We start from the raw sequence: 16,929 nt of genomic DNA, 5'->3' as shown, positions 1-16,929 counted from the left end.
GGAATGTCTGTTCGGCTGGACGAGATCGACCGGAAAATCCTGCGCGAGCTTCAGAGTGATGCAGGGCAGTCCTTGGACGTAATTGCCAAGAAGGTGGGGTCATCAAAGACGCCGGTGTGGAACCGGATTCGCAAGATGCGCGAAGGCGGGGTGATTGGGCAGAACACGATGGTGATGGACGCCGAAAGCCTTGGGTTTGAAGCGTGTTTCTTCGTTTTGATCCGCACGTCCGAGCACGAAGCCGACTGGCAAGAGAAGTTCCTGGCAGCCCTACGTGCGCGCCCTGAAGTGATGGAAGCGCACCGTTTGGCGGGCGAGATCGACTATATCCTGAAGGTCCGTGTGGAAAACGCCCGTGCCTATGACGAGTTTTATCAGGCGCTGATTTCCGAGGTGAAAATCTTCAACGTGACCGCGCTGTTGTCGATGGAAGAGATCAAGTTCTCGACCGAACTGCCGATCTGATCACACGCGAACCATCAGCTTTTCCAGCCCGTGGAAATGATAGACATTCCCGTAGTTGGGTGGCGAAGTGATGGTCAGACCCGGGCAGCGTTCGAACAGGATCGGGAGGGCGTGTTTCAGTTCTAGCCGCGCCAGCGGTGCGCCGATGCAGAAATGCGCGCCTGCCCCAAAGGCCGTATTTGGTTTAATCCGCCGGGATGGGTCGAACACGTTCGGATCATCCCACATGTCCGGGTCACGGTTGGCCGCCCCCAAAAGCAATCCGATTTCGTCTCCGCGCTTGAACTCGTGCCCGTAAAGCGTTGTATCTTCATAAACATGGCGTGTGAACATGTGCAGCGGAGGGTCGAAGCGCAGGGTCTCTTCGATCGTTTCGTCAATTGAATCGGGCAACAATACCTCTGCCGAAACCTTTTGTTCCAACAGGGTTTTCACCGCGATGGCCATAGCATGTACGGTCGCCTCGTGGCCTGCGTTCAACAGCAGGATGCAGGTTGAGATCAGCTCGTCCGTGGACAGCTTCTCGCCTTCTTCTTCGGCCTGAATCAGCTCGGTGATCAGGTCGTCGTGCGGGTCACCGCGACGCTCGTCCACATAGTCCCGCATGAAGGCGACGAAGGCTTCGGTTGCGGCAATCGCCTCGTCCTCGATCGCGCGGGTGCGGCGTGCTTGATACATCGAGACCATAGCGTTGGACCACCGAAGCAGGTCATCCGCGCGATCCTCGGGAACGCCCAAAAGGCGGCAGATGATGATCACCGGAATACGGGTGGCAAATGCAGGCAAGAGGTCGAACTCGCCGTCCGGAAAGGCGTCGATCAATTCATGCGTCAGCGTCTCGATCTCGGGACCAAGCGCGGCAATTCTGCGCGAGGTAAAGGCGCGCAGCACCAGTTTGCGCAGGCGCGTGTGGCGGGGGGCTTCCAGTTCCAGCATGGAATGTGCTTCGACCGCGTAAAACGGGGCCAGATGGTCTGGAAACTGTCGTGGCTCGACGGGTTCGCGACCGAACCGGCGATCCCGAAGCAACGCGTTGACCGCGCGAAAGCTGACCGCCATGGGCAGGTCATAGTCTTCCCAGAAGAACACATCACCTTCCACACGGGCGCAGTCGTAGAACGCATAGGGGTTCTGGATGAATTCGGGATCGGTCGGGGATTGGGTCAATCGCTTCATGCGCGCATGTTCCTTAAAGCGACTGGTCAATGCAAGAGCTGCTTCCTATGCTGCCGTCATGTTGCGGTTTTTGCATACGAAATGGATTTTTCCCTTTCTTCTCGGGACGCTGGTGATCAGTGCCGGGGTCTGGGCGGTGGCGTGGCGGGCGGCGTTGACACCGCTGTCAGAGCAAGCTTCGTCCGAGCTGGATCTGGCAACGGACCAGTTGACGCGCCACCTGTTTCGCTACCGCGAGCTGGCCGTTGTTCTTGCACGACACCCCGTCTTACGAGCGCGGCTAGGTGGAGAGGCCAAGGACCCACAAGCTGCGGATGATTTGCTGCGAGCGATGGCAGATATGACGGGTGCGCATCAGCTTTTGCTGGTGGATAACAATGGACGCGTATTGGCGGCTTCACACCAAGCCCAACAGCAGTTGGACCCTGCAAGCGCAATGATCCATCGCGCTCTGACAGGTGCCTTGGGGTCAGAAGCCGAGTTTCAACCCGTGGGCAACGGAAGTCTGCGCCGGGTGTTTTCCTATGCAGCACCAATCGTGGGTAAGGGCGAACAGGGGCAGGGCGCAGTGATCGCACGCACGAACCTTTTGGATTTTGAAGAGAACTGGCCCTCGACCGCGTCAGCGCTGTTCTTCACGCTGAATGGCGAAAAGGTCTTTGTTTCAAACCGGTTGGATCTGGTCAGCGCAACCCGCCCGGCCGAGCGTTTCCTGAACAGCAGCGCTAGCAACTGGACGGGGCACGAGGTCTGGAGGGTCGCGGCCGGGCCGTATCTTCCCGACCGGGCACTGCATTTGACCCGCGACCTGTCCACCGTGGGCCTAAGCGGCGAAATCCTGCTGGATACGGCGCCAGCCGAACGCAGTGCGGCCCTGCTGGCGGCCATCGCCGCCGCGATTTGTCTGGGGATTGGCGGGCTTCTTCTAGCGGTGGGTGAGCGGCGGCGTGCTCTTGATGAGAGGCTGCGCATTGAAGCCGCTGCCAATGCACGGCTTGAAGCCCGCGTTGCGGAACGCACACAGGCGCTGTCCGAAGCCAACCTGGACCTGCTGCGCGAAAACCGCGAACGGCGTGAGGCCGAGGCCGCATTGAAGAAGGCGCAGGATGATCTGGTGCAGGCAGGCAAACTGTCGGCGCTTGGGCAGATGTCAGCAGGCATCAGTCACGAATTGAACCAGCCCCTGATGGCGATCCGCAGTTTTTCCGAGAATGCCTCGTTGTTTCTTGAGCGCGGACAGGAAGAGCAGGCCGGGCAGAACCTGACGCGGATCTCTGAGCTGTCGCATCGCATGGCACGGATCATCAAGAACCTGCGCGCCTTTGCGCGTAACGAAAACGAACCAACGGGCAAAGTAGATCTGGGGCAAGTGGTGTCGACTGCGGTCGAATTGACTGAACCCCGGTTAAAGGCGGATCAGGTCACGTTGGACTGGGTGCCTCCGACCACGCCTGTCTTTGCTAAAGCGGGCGAGGTGCGATTGTCTCAGGTCTTTGTAAACCTGATCAACAACGCGGCGGACGCCATGATCGGGCAGAATGACCGCCACATTCGGATTGCCGTCAATGCGGGCAAGACCCTATCCGTGACGGTGCAAGATAGCGGGCCGGGCATTGAGGATCCCGACCGGATATTTGAACCCTTCTTCTCGACCAAGCAGGTAGGAGAAGATGGCATGGGGCTTGGGCTATCGATCTCGTATGGGCTTGTGCAAAGCTTCGGGGGCGATATTCGTGGGCGTAACTGCGAAAACGGGGCGATGTTTACGGTTGAACTCCCCTATTGGAAGGACGCGGAATGACACAGACGGTGCTGCTGGTCGATGACGACATGATGGTGCGTGAAGCACTGGGCCAGACGCTTGAGCTGAACGGTTTGACTGTGATTTCCGCCGGCAGCTATGTCGAGGCAAAAGATCATCTTCGCGCTGATTTCCCGGGTGTTGTGCTGTCGGACATTCGTATGCCTGGAAAGGATGGCTTTGCGTTGTTACAGCAGGCGCAAGCGGTTGATCCTGAACTGCCGATTATTTTGCTGACGGGCGAGGGGGATATCCCCACGGCCGTACGTGGAATGACCGAAGGGGCGTTTGATTTTCTAGAAAAACCATGTAATCCCAATACGTTGCTGTCTGTTATAGGACGGGCGATCCATACCAGAATACTGGTGTTGGAAAACCGCGCCCTTCGCACCAAAGCACAAACAGGAGATGCGGCGGCACGTCTTCTAATCGGGGAAAGCGCACTGGCAGAAGAACTGCGTGCACAGGTTCGTTCCGCCGCCGCCACCAAGGCCGAGGTCTTGATTTGTGGCGAGCCGGGTTCGGGAACGTCTAAGGTCTGCGAGGTTCTGCACCTGCTGTCTGGCGATGCCACGCGGCCCTTCGTCAAGCTGGCCGCTGCTGGCCTTAGCGCGGCAGATCTTTTGTCGGGTGTTGACCGGGCTGAAGGCGGCACTCTGTTTCTGGACGAGGTCGGAGCGCTGGATGCAGGTGTGCAGTATCGACTTCTGGACCTGTTGGAGCAGCCCGGGAACTGGCGCATGGTTGCTGGAAGCTATCGTGATCTTGAAGCTGAACATCGGGCCGGGCGTTTCAATGCAGATCTCTATTATAAACTGGATCTCTTTCGGATTCGCATCCCGGCCTTGCGCGAGCGGAAAGAGGATATTCCGCTCTTGTTCCGGCACTATGTCTCGATCTCGTCGGAACAAGCGGCCCTGACCCCACCTGAAATCGGACAGGATGCCATCGCACAGTTGATGGCACGGGACTGGCCGGGTAATGCGCGCGCCTTGATGAACGCTGCCATGCGCTTTTCCATGGGACTAGGGCTAGATCAGATGGACGCGCCATCTGACGGAGAGGGGCTGGGCCTTTCCGAGCAGCTTGCACAGGTTGAAAGGTCGCTACTAATGGATGCCCTGAAGCGACATGGGGGCGGGGCGACTGCTGCTGCGAAAGAGCTGAAACTGCCGCGCAAGACTTTCTACGACAAGTTGGCGCGCCATGGGATTCGGCCCGAAGCGTTTCGCGCCTGATTGTGCGGATTTTCGCACAGGTGCCGATGTCCACTGTGTGAAAATCCGCCCATGCCGCAGTTGCAGGGCAGCCATGAGCACAGCGTGGGGCATCTCAACACACAGTAAGTAAAAGATAAAAACGCTATCCGCTGCGATTGTCTCTGTTCCCCTTGGCGACGTCACAAACTCGTGACCCAATTGGACTGTTGCCCATTTCGGGCGCTTTTCTATCTGTCTGGGAGGACACCACATGAAATTCCTGACCATTGCGGCCTCGGCCCTGGCCATCGCTGCGTCTGTCACCACCGCACAAGCGGCCTGTGATGACGGCGAGATCGTTATCAAGTTCAGCCACGTGACCAACACCGACAAGCACCCCAAGGGGATTGCTGCGTCGCTGCTGGAACAGCGCGTGAATGACGAGATGAACGGCAAAGCCTGTATGGAGGTCTACCCGAACTCGACCCTCTATAACGACAACCAAGTTCTGGAAGCGATGCTGCAAGGCGACGTTCAGTTGGCTGCTCCGTCGCTGTCGAAATTCGAAGCCTTCACCAAGCAGTTCCGGATCTTCGATCTGCCCTTCATGTTCAAAAACATGGATGCCGTGGATGCCTTCCAACAGGGCGAAACCGGTCAGGCGATGAAAGAATCGATGACCCGCCGCGGCCTTCTGGGTCTGGCCTTCTGGCATAACGGGTTGAAGCAGTTCTCGGCCAACAAACCGCTTGAGCTGCCGACCGATGCGGCCGGCCTGAAGTTCCGCGTTCAGACCTCGGACGTTCTGGTTGCCCAGATGGAAGCACTGGGTGCCTCGCCGCAGCCGATGGCGTTCTCGGAAGTCTACGGTGCGCTGCAGCAGAAAGTTGTGGATGGTCAGGAAAACACCTGGTCGAACATCTATGGCAAGAAGTTCTTCGAAGTTCAGGACGGCGTGACCGAGACCAACCACGGTCTGCTGGACTACATGGTCGTGACCAATGTTGACTGGTGGGAAGGTCTGCCGGCAGACGTGCGTGACCAACTGGCCACCATCGTGGACGAGGTCACAGCCTTCCGCAACAGCGAAGCTTTCGCGGTGAACGAAGCCTCGAAGCAAGCCGTTATCGACGCCGGCGGTGTTGTACGCCAGCTGACCGACGAACAGCGCGCTGCATGGTTGGAAGCGATGAAGCCGGTATGGGCTCAGTTCGAAGCTGATGTAGGTGCTGAGAACATCGCTGAAGCTCAGAAAATCAACGGAATGCACTAAGCTTTTCGGTCGGGGCGGGCTTTGGTCTGCCCCGACACCTCTTATCCTCGGCCCGGCCAGACGTGATCCGTTCTGCGCTGCTTGGCCCAACCTCATGGAGAGGAACCACCATGAGTTCCACAACACATAACACCAAAGGCTTCGAGGAAACGGTCATCGCGCTGCTTCTTGGCCTGATGGTGATGATCACATTCGTCAACGTTGTCCTACGGTATGTCTTCAACAGCGCCATCATCTGGGGGCTGGAAGTCACCCTGATCCTGTTTGCCTGGCTTGTGCTGTTTGGCGTCAGTTATGGCGTGAAGGTCACGGCGCACCTTGGGGTGGACGCACTGACCAACATGCTGCCGTCGCGCACACGTAGGATTGTCGCGCTGATCGCTGCCGCAGTTTGCATCGTGTATGCGTTCCTGCTGATGAAAGGCGCTTGGGACTATTGGGCACCCTATGCTGCCCTTGACCGGACATCGGGCCGCTGGTTCCCCACTGGCTTTGAAAAGACACGCGATCAGGCGTGGTACATCACCGATCAGGTGCCCATGCCCGAAATCCTGCGCTTTCTGGAAGGGTTGATCAATCAGGGCGAGACCTATGACAAGCTGCCCCGCGTTGTCCCCTATACCATTCTGCCCGTCGGGGTCGGGTTGCTTCTGTTCAGGTTCCTGCAAGCCACATTGCGCATCTGGCGCGGTCAGCAGGACGCCCTGATTGTGAGCCACGAGGTCGAGGACGAGATCGACCAGCTCAAAGACCATCAGTGGGAGGAGTAACCCATGGACGTCGTATTCCTATTTGCCATGGTCATTGGCCTTCTGATGATCGGCGTGCCGATTGCGGTTGCGCTGGGCATGAGCTCGATCACCTTCCTTCTGCTCTTCTCAGAGACCTCGCTGGCCTCGGTTGCGCAGAGCTTCTATCAGGCGCAGGCCGGGCACTATACGCTCTTGGCGATTCCGTTCTTCATTCTGGCGTCGTCGTTCATGTCGACCGGAGGGGTGGCCGCACGGATCATCCGCTTCTCGATCGCCTGTGTGGGGCACTTCCGGGGCGGTCTTGCGATTGCGGGCGTCTTTGCCTGTATGCTGTTTGCCGCACTTTCAGGCTCGTCGCCTGCGACCGTGGTTGCTATCGGGACAATCGTCATCGCAGCGATGCGTCAGGTCGGCTACACCAAGGATTTCGCCGCAGGTGTCATCTGTAACGCAGGTACGCTGGGCATCCTGATTCCGCCGTCGATTGTGATGGTGGTCTATGCCTCGGCTGTGGAAGTTTCGGTTGGACGTATGTTCCTGGCAGGCGTCATTCCCGGCCTTATGGCGGGCCTGATGCTGATGATCGCAATCTATGTGATTGCCACGATCAAGGACATGCCGAAGGGCGAGTTCGCAGGCTGGCGCGAGATCTTGTCCAGCTTCTCGGACGCGCTGTGGGGACTGCTTCTGATCGTGATCATCATGGTTGGCATCTATGGCATTCCCGGCGTGACCGGCGCGCTGTTTACGCCCACGGAAGCGGCGGCGGTTGCCTCGGTCTATGCGTTCATCGTGGCCTGTTTCGTCTATCGCGACATGGGTCCGCTGGCGGACACGGGTGAGGGCAAGAAGACTCTGCTTCAAAAGCCTCAGGCGCTGATCACTGCGTTCTTCCACAAAGACACGCGCGGCACCCTGTTCGAGGCCGGTCGTCTGACCATCACCCTGATGTTCATCATCGCCAACGCGCTGATTCTGAAGCACGTGCTGACCGATGAACAGATCCCGCAGCAAATCGCCAATGCAATGCTGTCGGCAGGGTTTGGTAAGATCATGTTCCTGATCATCGTGAACGTGATCCTTCTGATCGGCGGTCAGTTCATGGAGCCTTCGGGCCTGATCGTGATCGTGGCGCCGTTGGTGTTCCCGATTGCCATCGAGCTGGGCGTGGATCCGATCCATCTGGGCATCATCATGGTGGTGAACATGGAGATTGGGATGATCACGCCGCCAGTTGGTCTGAACCTCTTCGTGACGTCGGGCGTGGCTGGGATGCCCATGATGAAGGTTGTGAGGGCAGCGGCACCATTCTTGGCTGTGCTCTTCGTCTTCCTGATCATGGTGACTTATATCCCGTTCCTGTCGACATGGTTGCCGACTTTGCTGATGGGACCAGAGATCATCACGAAATAGATAGGGTGGGCCGTGAACGCGGCCCATCCCTGGAAAAAGCACAACGCCGGGCTCCTAGGGGCCCGGCGTTTACCGTTCTACTCGCTACACAATTGGGTTTAGCACCCAAAAGTTGCGAATTTATTGAGCGTTGTTTTTAAGCTTGCAGGTGTTGATCCCGAAGATCGAATACACCGGGCAGGATCCCAGCGCACCAGTGGCCAGTGGGACGATGCCGATCAGCGCCCAAATCGGACCTCCAGCAAAGAAATACCAACCGAGCAGGGCCAGACCAGCGACAACGCGCAAAATGCGATCCATGTTACCTTCGTTACGTTTGAGCATGATGAACTCCTTTCCTTGTCTGACACCTTGCTAACAAGGCTTTTGGGGAAAGGCATGTGACGTGGTCACACAGGATGGTTAAAAAGCTGTCCCGTTGACGATTTTGTTCAGCGCCTTGCGATCCAGAACTGTCACGACACCGCGTTCATGCGCCACCGATCCCGCATGTGCCATCTTGTCCAACCGACGCGAGATCACCTCGCGTGCGGTGCCGATCGCTGTCGCCATCTCGGCCTGTGTCATGTGCAAACACCCATCTGGGCCACAGCGGTCCAGAATAAGCGCGGCCAGACGGGCCTCGACGCTCATGAAGGACACGTTCTCGATCAATTGCATCATCGACTGCATGCGTTCGGCAAAGGCACCAAAGACCAGCCGTCGAAAGCCGGGCGAGCTGTCCAGAAGCGCAAAGAACACGTCGCGTGGGATCAGGACAAGACGGGCAGGGGTCTCGGCCGTGGCTTCGGCGGTATAATCGTCGCCACCCAGCAGCCCCAGCGTCGACTGGATGCAGCTTTGGCCCGGTGCGACGCGATACAGCAGAATGTCGCGCCCATTGGGGCCGATCAGGTTCACGTCGACCTGCCCGGACAGCATGACGACATAGCCCTTCACCGCCTCTCCGGGGCAAAACAACACGGCCCCGTCGGGTACATCCATCGGGGAAAGCGTGTCCAGAAGCGCGCGGGCTGGGGCGTCCAGCCCGGCGATTTGATCTGTATGTTCGGTCCAGCTCATGTGTCTAGGCTAGACCGAATGTGCCTTAGCCGCGACCGCGTTTTTCAAACCGCGGCAACATGGCCGAAAAGTCCATGCCCAGCCCGTCTTCGTTCTCGACGAACTGCGTGTAAAGGTCGGTGGCGGCTTGACCCATAGGGGTGTCGGCATCCGCAGCCTCGGCCGCTTGCTGGCTTAGACGCAGGTCTTTCAGCATCAGCTCAGCAGCAAAGCCCGGCTGATAGTCGTTGTCGGCGGGCGAGGCCGGACCAACACCCGGGGCAGGGCAATAGGCGTTCATGGTCCAGCTATACCCCGACGAAGTCGAGACCACGTCGAACATCTTCTGGCGATCCAGACCCAGCTTGTCGGCCAGCGCGAACGCCTCGCAGGTGCCGATCATGGTGATGCCAAGGATCATGTTGTTACAAATCTTGGCCGCCTGACCAGCACCGCTGTCACCGCAATGCACGGCCTTCTGGCCCATGATGTCGAACAGAGGATCTGCCTTGGCGAAGGCCTCGGCCGAGCCACCCGCCATGAAGGTCAGCGTACCACCCGATGCGCCGCCAACACCACCCGATACGGGGGCGTCTACGGGCAGAAGGCCCGCTGCCGCGGCTTGTTCCGCCACTGCGCGCGCGCTTTCCACGTCCACGGTCGAGCAATCGACGAAGGCCGCGCCTTGTTCCATCGCGGGGACGATTTCATTGGCAACTGCGCGCAGGATTTGGCCGTTGGGCAGCATGGTCACAACCACGTCTTTGCCTGCAGCGGCTTCGGCGCCTGAAGCGGCAATGACGACGCCCTCGATCTCGACAGGGGCCATGTCAAAGCCGGTGACCTCGTGACCGGCTTTGGCCAAATTCGCAGCCATCGGGCCACCCATGTTGCCCAGTCCGATAAATCCGATTTTCATGAGGTTCTCCCTAGAATGTCAGTTTCTTGTCGCCCAACGGGGCGAGCATATGTTCGACTGCCTCTTGCGGCAGGTTTTCCATGTCGTATTCCCAGTTCGGGTTACGATCCTTGTCGATCACAGCCGCGCGAATGCCTTCCACCAGATCGGAATGCTCTAGCGCACGATAGACGAAGCGGTATTCCAGTTCGAGCGTGGTCCGCACGTCACGAGTGTCCGACATGCGGTGCAGCATCTCGACCGTGCAGGCCATCGACAGGGGTGAGTTCCGGCTGAGAAGCTCCAGCGTGTTTTCGGCAAACTGGCTGTCTTCGGCGCGCAAAGAGGCGACGATCTCGCCCAAGCTGCCGCCGCCGAAATGCGCGTCGATCATCGGCTGCATGGCCGACAGGTTGCCCGGGATCGGCGGAATTGCGGCCTCGTCAATATGGCTGGGATCGCCGGTGCGGATCAGATCCGCCTTCAGCGCGTCCCATTCGGCCTGACGGATCACATAATCGGCAAAGCCCGCGTGGATCGCGTCGCCCGGCGCAAGGCGCGCGCCGGTCATGCCAATATATTCGCCCAACCGTCCGGGCGCATGCGCCAAGATCATCGATCCGCCCACATCCGGCACTAGACCGATCCCGCATTCCGGCATCGCCATCCGCGACGAGCGCGCCATGATCCGGTGCGAGCCGTGACAGCCGACACCCACGCCACCGCCCATCGTGAAGCCCTGCATGAAGCTGACCACGGGTTTGGGGAATTCAAACAGACGCGCGTTCATGCGGTATTCATCGCGCCAGAATTCCTGCGCGCGGGTGTGATCGCCCGATAGGCCGATCTCGTAAATCTCGCGGATGTCGCCACCGGCACAGAAGGCGCGGTCGCCTTCGGCATCAATCAGGATCAGCGCCACGTCGTCATCATCGGCCCATTTGATCAGAGCGGCGTCGATGGCCAGACACATGTCATAGCTGAGTGCATTCAGGGCTTCTGGGCGGGTCAAAGTGATCCGCCCAGCTTTGCCTTCTTTTCGGATCGAGATGTCCGACATTAGCCGCGGTCGCGCTCGGCCAGAAGCTGACGGCCGACGATCAGGCGCATGATCTCGTTCGTGCCTTCAAGGATCTGGTGCACGCGCAGGTCACGCACGATCTTTTCGATGCCATAGTCGGACAGATAGCCATAGCCGCCATGTAACTGCAGACAGCCATTGGCGACCTCAAACGAAACATCCGTCACCATCAGCTTGGCCATGGCACAGAACTTCGACGCATCATGAGCGCCATTGTCCAACTTCCATGCGGCTTGACGCAGGAAGGTACGTGCGGCTTGCAGCTTGGTCTCATACTCGGCCAAACGGAACTGCAGCGCTTGGAATTGGTCGATGGTTTTGCCGAAGGCCTTGCGCTCGCCCATGTATTGCAGGGTCAGATCCAGAGCTTTCTGTGCCCCGCCAAGAGCACCGGCAGAGATATTCAGACGTCCGCCGTCCAAGCCAGCCATGGCATAGACAAAACCTTTGCTCTCTTCACCCAGCAGATTTTCATGCGGGACAAGACAATCATCGAACTGAACCTGAGAGGTCGGCTGCGCCTTCCACCCCATTTTGCGTTCATTTGCACCAAAGCTCAGACCCGGTGTGCCGGCTTCGACGACTACGGTCGAAATGCCCTTGGGGCCATCTTCGCCAGTGCGACACATGGTGACGTACACGTCCGAATAGTTGCCGCCCGAGATGAAGGCTTTGTTGCCGTTCATCACATAGCCTTTGTCAGTCTTTTCGGCGCGCGTTTTCAGCGCAGCCGCGTCCGAGCCGGAACCCGGTTCGGTCAAACAGTACGAGAAGACTTTCTCCATCGAGCACAGCGCCGGAAGCCATTTCTGCTTGTCTTCTTCCTTGCCGAACTTGTCGATCATGCCGCCGCACATGTTGTGGATCGACAGGAACGAACCAATGGCCGGGTCGGCCATGGCAAGGGCTTCAAAAATCAGCGTGGCGTCAAGGCGCGAAAGGCCGGAACCACCGTATTCTTCTGATACATAGATGCCACCAAAGCCCAGCTCGGCCAGTTGCGGCCACAGCTCTTTCGGGATGGTGCCTTCGGCCTCCCATTTCTCGGAATTAGGTGCGATATTTTCTTCGCCAAAGCTTTTGGCCATATCGAAAATGAGGGTCTGTTCCTCGGTCAGCGCGAAATCCATCTGGTCCTCCCGTCCACGTGTCTGTGCACAATTTATGGCGCAATCCTTACAGGAGTTTTTCAAAGCCCGTAACAGTTCCACCGCATCCTTGGAATTATCCGGAGCTAAGCCATCGAAAAACCACGTAGAAATACGGAGTTCTACAGGCCGTCGTGGAACGAATCGACCAGATGGCGGACCACATCGCGTAGGGCTTCTTCTTTCGGCTTTTCGGCCTGAATGCTGTCTTGGAAAACCGCACGCTGGCGGTCTGCTGCCGTGCCGCCTTCTAGGATGGTGCGGGCGCGTTCAACTTCAGTCTGACACCCCAAGGCGTGTGCGTCCTCGCCAATCAGCTCGATCATCTCGTCGAGCAGTGCGTCAAAGCCCACGATTTCTCCCTGACCAAAGTCAATCAAGCCACCCGTCACGCCATAGCGCTGGGCGCGCCATCGATTTTCACCGATCAGGAAGTTGTCATATTGCCGCCAGCGTTGGTTCCTTGCCTTTAACCGCCACAACATCCGCGTCAGACACTGGATCAAGGCGGCCAAAGACAAGGTGTCTTCCAGCCGGGGTTGGACATCGCAAATCCGTGCCTCAATCGTGGGGAAGCGGGCCGACGGGCGCAGGTCCCACCAAATTTTCGAGCTGTCCTCGATTACGCCGATGTCCACCAGCGCCTGAACCGAGCGTTCATATTCCGACCAGCTGCCCAGCTGAGGCGGCAACCCGGTGCGGGGCAGGTTGTCAAAGACGGTCAGACGATAGGACGCAAGCCCCGTATCTTCGCCCTGCCAGAAAGGCGAACTGGCGGACATCGCCAGAAGGTGGGGCAGGAAATAGGACAGTTGATTGACCAGGTCGATCCGGGTGTCGGGATCGGGAATACCCACATGTACATGCATCCCGCAAATCAGCATCCGGCGCACAACGCCCGCCAAATCGCGGCGCAGGTCGTTATAGCGGTCCTTGTTGACGTGGTGCTGATCTTTCCAATTGGCAAACGGATGGCACGAGGCCGCAATTGGGGCCAGCCCGTAATCCTTGGCGTGTTTGGCGACACTGGCGCGCAGACGTTTCAGGTCATCACGGGCCTCGGTCACGTTGGCGCAGACGCGGGTACCGATCTCGATCTGGCATTGCAGATATTCGGGGCTGACTTGGCCTTCCAGCTCTGCGCGGCAGGCCTCCATCATCTCATCTGGGGCTTCGCGCAGGGCAAGGCTGTCGCGGTCCACCAGCAGGTATTCTTCCTCGATTCCGATCGAGAATGTGGGGGCTGTTCGGGCCATGGCCTGTCCTCCTGTCTGCGTCGCGCAGGTCCACTTTGGCAAGAGAATGTCGAATGGACAAGCGGGCAGGGGTCGTGGAACGCAAAACGCCCCGGCCAGAGACCAGGGCGTTTCGTTTAAACCGTGAGCGGTCTTAGTCCATGGCTTTGAAGTTGAACTCGCCACCTTCTTTGATGCCCGACGGCCAGCGCTGGGTAACGGTCTTGGTGCGAGTGTAGAACTTGAACGCGTCCGGGCCGTGCTGGTTCAGGTCACCAAAGCCCGACTTCTTCCAGCCGCCAAACGTGTGATAGGCCAGCGGAACTGGGATCGGAACGTTGATGCCGACCATGCCGATGTTGATCCGGTTGGCGAAGTCACGGGCGGTATCACCGTCACGGGTGAAGATCGCGGTGCCGTTGCCGTATTCGTGATCCATGGCGTGGCCGATGGCCTCTTCATAGTTCTCGGCACGGACCATCGACAGAACAGGGCCAAAGATTTCCTGCTTGTAGATGTCCATGTCGGTTGTGACGTTGTCAAACAGGTGCGGGCCAACAAAGAAGCCGTCTTCATAGCCTTGCAGTTTGAAGTCGCGGCTGTCGACAACCAGATCAGCACCCTGTTCCACGCCCGAGTTGATCAGACGCAGGATGTTTTCCTTGGCGGCGGCAGTCACAACGGGGCCGTAGTCGACTTCATCACCGTCGGTGTATGGGGCCACTTTCAGCTTCTCGATGCGCGGGACAAGGGCGTCGCGCAGTTTGTCTGCGGTTTCATTGCCAACCGGAACGGCAACCGAGATCGCCATGCAGCGTTCGCCAGCAGCGCCGAAACCAGCGCCGATCAGCGCGTCAGCAGCCTGTTCGATGTCCGCGTCGGGCATGATGATCATGTGGTTTTTCGCACCACCGAAGCACTGTGCGCGTTTGCCGTTGGCGGTTGCACGCGAGTAGATGTAATGCGCAATCGGGGTCGATCCAACGAAGGCCACCGCCTGAACGGTTTCGTTGTCCAAGATCGCGTCAACAGCGTCTTTGTCGCCGTTCACAACCTGAAGAACACCATCGGGCAGGCCCGCTTCTTTGCACAGCTCAGCCAGCATCAGCGGGACCGAGGGGTCACGCTCGGACGGTTTCAGGATCATTGCGTTACCAGCGGCCAAAGCCGGGCCCATACCCCACAGCGGGATCATGGCGGGGAAGTTGAACGGCGTGATCGAGGCCACAACGCCCAGAGGCTGACGCATGGAGTACATGTCGATGCCGGGGCCGGCGCTGTCGGTGAACTCGCCCTTCATCATCTGGGCCGCGCCGATGCAGTATTCGATCACTTCCAGACCACGCTGCACGTCACCTTTCGCATCAGGGATGGTCTTGCCGTGCTCGCGCGACAGGGCTTCGGCCAGCTTGTCCATGTCACGGTTCAGAAGACCAACAAGGGCCATCATCACGCGGCCGCGTTTCTGCGGGTTGGTGGCGCCCCATTCTTTCTGGGCTTCGGCGGCTTTGGCGACGGCGTCGTCCAGCTCGGCTTTGGTGGCAAGGGCAACCTGTGCCTGCACTTCGCCGGTGGCGGGGTTGAAGACGTCGGCGGTGCGGCCCGACGTGCCATCGACCATCTGGCCGTTGATCCAGTGTCCAAGTTTTTGCATGATAAATCTCCCAAATTTCATGCGCAGCATAGTCTTGCAAAATTGCCGGGAAAAGACGTAGTTTTCCAAAAGCGTTTTGCGTTTTTGCAAGGCGTCGGTATGTCCATGACCGGTGAAAGGGGCTTTGCCCCTCTGCGCTGTGCGCATTCACCCCAGGATATTTCTGGTAAGAAAATGAGGGATTGGCCTTGGACTGGGATGATCTGAAAGTGTTTTTAGCAGTGGCGCGCGGGGAAAGCTTGTCGCGCGCTGGGCGGGTGTTGAAGCGGGATGCGGCGACGGTTGGGCGGCGGGTGTCCAAGTTAGAGGCGGATCTTGGGTTGTCGCTGTTCACGAAGTCTCCGCAAGGATATGCGTTAACTGATGCAGGGCTGCGCTTGTTATCTCATGCGGAACGGGCTGAGCAGGCGGTGATGTCGGGTGTGGACGAGCTGGCAGGGCAGTCCGGTCAGTTGTCTGGACAGGTGCGGATCGGGGCCACGGATGGGGTGGCCAGTTTCATCCTGCCGCAAGTTTGCGCCGCGATTCAGCGTGATCATCCTGAGCTGGAGTTGCAGATCGTGGCGCTTCCCCGCGTGATCAACCTGTCAAAGCGCGAGGCGGATATGGCGATCACAGTATCGCCACCGCAGACTGGGCGGATCACGGTTCAGAAGATCACAGACTATCATCTGCATCTCGCAGCGTCGCATGATTATTTAGAACAGGCCGCGCCATTGGATTGCTTGGCTGATCTGCGCAATCATCCTGTGGTCGGGTATATTCAGGACATGATTTCTTATCCTGAGTTGGACTTTCTCGAGGATCTCGGGGTCGAAAAGACGGCACTGGCGTCAAACCTTGTCTCGGTTCAGTTGGGGCTTGTGAAGCAAGGGGGCGGTGTGGGGGTTACCCATGATTTCATTCTGCCGTCAGCTCCGGAACTGAAGCGCATCCTGATAGAGGAACTGTCGATTAAACGCTCCTTCTACTTGGTGCGCCACGAAGGCGACGCACGGATGGAGCGTTTCGCGCGAGTGGGAGAGGAACTGCTGCGCGGCATTCGGGACGAGGTGGCGCGACTTGAGGGAATGGTGGACGGATAACGCTGCAGGTGCAAAGAGGCCTTGACATTATGTTGCGCAAGGGGTGACGCTGGGGACAGAAAAATACAATGCATACAGACGGGAGGGCGCCTATGCTCATTCACCAGATCCTCAAAGACAAAAACCTCGAGGGCGTTGCCACGGTTCAGCCGGGTAGCAAGGTGGCAGACGCGGCGCAGTTGTTGTCTGAGAAAAAGATCGGTGCAGTCATCGTGTCCACGGACGGCGTGCATCCCGCGGGCATTCTGTCAGAACGCGACATTGTTTCCGAGCTTGGCAAGGTTGGCACGGGCTGTTTGGATCAGCCAGTGGACGATCTGATGACCGAGAAGCTGATCACCTGCGCACCGGGCGACCGCGCCATTCAGGTGTTGCAGACCATGACCGAGGGCCGCTTTCGCCACATGCCGGTGATGGACGGAGACGAGATGGTTGGGCTTGTCTCGATCGGTGACGTGGTCAAGGCGCGTTTGGAAGAGCTCTCGCAGCAGGCGGACGCGCTGAAAAACATGATCATGGGCTACTGAAGCGAATAAAAGCGTTTCGGGTTTGACCTGAAAAGGGGGAAGCCGCAACGCGATGCAAGACATCCGCGTTGCGGGCGTTTCGAAACAAACTTGTGTCTCAAGTCTATCTGGGAACGCTTTACGTAGGAATACGCTGCACTGCGGAAAAAGCTTGCATTTGGGCGCGCCATAATGTTGCGTG

At 58.5% G+C, this 16,929-nt stretch carries 16 protein-coding genes; 8 read left to right on the top strand and 8 right to left on the bottom strand.

The features are described from left to right. The first annotated feature begins 3 nt into the window (after nt 1–3). Nucleotides 4–465 (top strand): Lrp/AsnC family transcriptional regulator, encoded by a 462-nt coding sequence (locus ACP15F_RS08960; protein ID WP_424940964.1) that lies wholly within the window; start codon nt 4–6, stop codon nt 463–465. On the opposite strand, the gene ACP15F_RS08955 is transcribed toward ACP15F_RS08960, so the two are convergent. After that, nucleotides 466–1,641 (bottom strand): cytochrome P450, encoded by a 1,176-nt coding sequence (locus ACP15F_RS08955; protein ID WP_424940462.1) that lies wholly within the window; start codon nt 1,639–1,641, stop codon nt 466–468. It lies immediately after the preceding gene. 58 nt (nt 1,642–1,699) lie between these two features. Here ACP15F_RS08955 and ACP15F_RS08950 point away from each other — a divergent pair, with 58 nt between their 5' ends. The 5 genes from ACP15F_RS08950 (at nt 1,700) to ACP15F_RS08930 (ending at nt 8,079) form a co-directional block, all read left to right on the top strand. After that, nucleotides 1,700–3,442, top strand: a complete 1,743-nt coding sequence (locus ACP15F_RS08950; protein ID WP_424940461.1) for a sensor histidine kinase — start codon at nt 1,700–1,702, stop codon at nt 3,440–3,442. Next, on the top strand, nt 3,439–4,680 hold the full coding sequence (locus ACP15F_RS08945; RefSeq protein WP_424940460.1) for a sigma-54-dependent transcriptional regulator: 1,242 nt from the start codon (nt 3,439–3,441) through the stop codon (nt 4,678–4,680). Before ACP15F_RS08950 ends, ACP15F_RS08945 begins: the two co-directional genes overlap by 4 nt. Nucleotides 4,681–4,912: 232 nt before the next feature. Next, nucleotides 4,913–5,914 carry a DctP family TRAP transporter solute-binding subunit gene (locus ACP15F_RS08940; RefSeq protein ID WP_424940459.1) on the top strand — a complete coding sequence of 334 codons (1,002 nt, stop codon included), beginning with the start codon at nt 4,913–4,915 and terminating at the stop codon, nt 5,912–5,914. 110 nt (nt 5,915–6,024) lie between these two features. Next, the gene (locus tag ACP15F_RS08935; protein WP_424940458.1) at nt 6,025–6,684 is read left to right on the top strand and encodes a TRAP transporter small permease; all 660 of its coding nucleotides are present in this window, start codon (nt 6,025–6,027) and stop codon (nt 6,682–6,684) included. A gap of 3 nt (nt 6,685–6,687) precedes the next feature. Next, nucleotides 6,688–8,079, top strand: a complete 1,392-nt coding sequence (locus ACP15F_RS08930; RefSeq protein ID WP_424940457.1) for a TRAP transporter large permease — start codon at nt 6,688–6,690, stop codon at nt 8,077–8,079. Nucleotides 8,080–8,199: 120 nt separating this feature from the next. On the opposite strand, the gene ACP15F_RS08925 is transcribed toward ACP15F_RS08930, so the two are convergent. From ACP15F_RS08925 to ACP15F_RS08895, 7 genes are all read right to left on the bottom strand, one after another. After that, nucleotides 8,200–8,403: a YgaP family membrane protein gene (locus ACP15F_RS08925; RefSeq protein WP_424940456.1), complete on the bottom strand. Its 204-nt coding sequence runs from the start codon at nt 8,401–8,403 to the stop codon at nt 8,200–8,202. Between the two features lie 78 nt (nt 8,404–8,481). Beyond that, nucleotides 8,482–9,141, bottom strand: coding sequence for a Crp/Fnr family transcriptional regulator (locus tag ACP15F_RS08920; RefSeq protein WP_424940455.1), 660 nt, complete (start codon nt 9,139–9,141; stop codon nt 8,482–8,484). Between the two features lie 25 nt (nt 9,142–9,166). After that, on the bottom strand, nt 9,167–10,039 hold the full coding sequence (gene mmsB, locus ACP15F_RS08915; RefSeq protein WP_424940454.1) for a 3-hydroxyisobutyrate dehydrogenase: 873 nt from the start codon (nt 10,037–10,039) through the stop codon (nt 9,167–9,169). A gap of 10 nt (nt 10,040–10,049) precedes the next feature. Then, a complete protein-coding gene (locus ACP15F_RS08910) occupies nt 10,050–11,078 on the bottom strand; it encodes an enoyl-CoA hydratase/isomerase family protein (RefSeq protein ID WP_424940453.1) in 1,029 nt (342 codons plus the stop codon). Further along, the gene (locus ACP15F_RS08905; protein WP_424940452.1) at nt 11,078–12,229 is read right to left on the bottom strand and encodes an acyl-CoA dehydrogenase family protein; all 1,152 of its coding nucleotides are present in this window, start codon (nt 12,227–12,229) and stop codon (nt 11,078–11,080) included. Before ACP15F_RS08905 ends, ACP15F_RS08910 begins: the two co-directional genes overlap by 1 nt. A 140-nt stretch (nt 12,230–12,369) precedes the next feature. Then, nucleotides 12,370–13,503, bottom strand: a complete 1,134-nt coding sequence (locus tag ACP15F_RS08900; protein WP_424940451.1) for a carboxylate-amine ligase — start codon at nt 13,501–13,503, stop codon at nt 12,370–12,372. Nucleotides 13,504–13,636: 133 nt separating this feature from the next. Further along, the gene (locus ACP15F_RS08895) at nt 13,637–15,136 is read right to left on the bottom strand and encodes a CoA-acylating methylmalonate-semialdehyde dehydrogenase (RefSeq protein WP_424940450.1); all 1,500 of its coding nucleotides are present in this window, start codon (nt 15,134–15,136) and stop codon (nt 13,637–13,639) included. A gap of 182 nt (nt 15,137–15,318) precedes the next feature. Between ACP15F_RS08895 and ACP15F_RS08890 the strand changes: the two genes are divergently transcribed. After that, nucleotides 15,319–16,221, top strand: a complete 903-nt coding sequence (locus ACP15F_RS08890; protein ID WP_424940449.1) for a LysR family transcriptional regulator — start codon at nt 15,319–15,321, stop codon at nt 16,219–16,221. Between the two features lie 92 nt (nt 16,222–16,313). After that, nucleotides 16,314–16,748, top strand: a complete 435-nt coding sequence (locus ACP15F_RS08885) for a CBS domain-containing protein (protein WP_424940448.1) — start codon at nt 16,314–16,316, stop codon at nt 16,746–16,748. Nucleotides 16,749–16,929: the final 181 nt, after the last annotated feature.

This window comes from Aliiroseovarius sp. S253 (assembly GCF_049800855.1).
Classification (GTDB): Bacteria; Pseudomonadota; Alphaproteobacteria; order Rhodobacterales; family Rhodobacteraceae; genus Aliiroseovarius.
The sequence above is the reverse complement of the archived record's forward strand: the minus strand, read 5'-3'. Positions and strand labels throughout refer to the sequence as shown.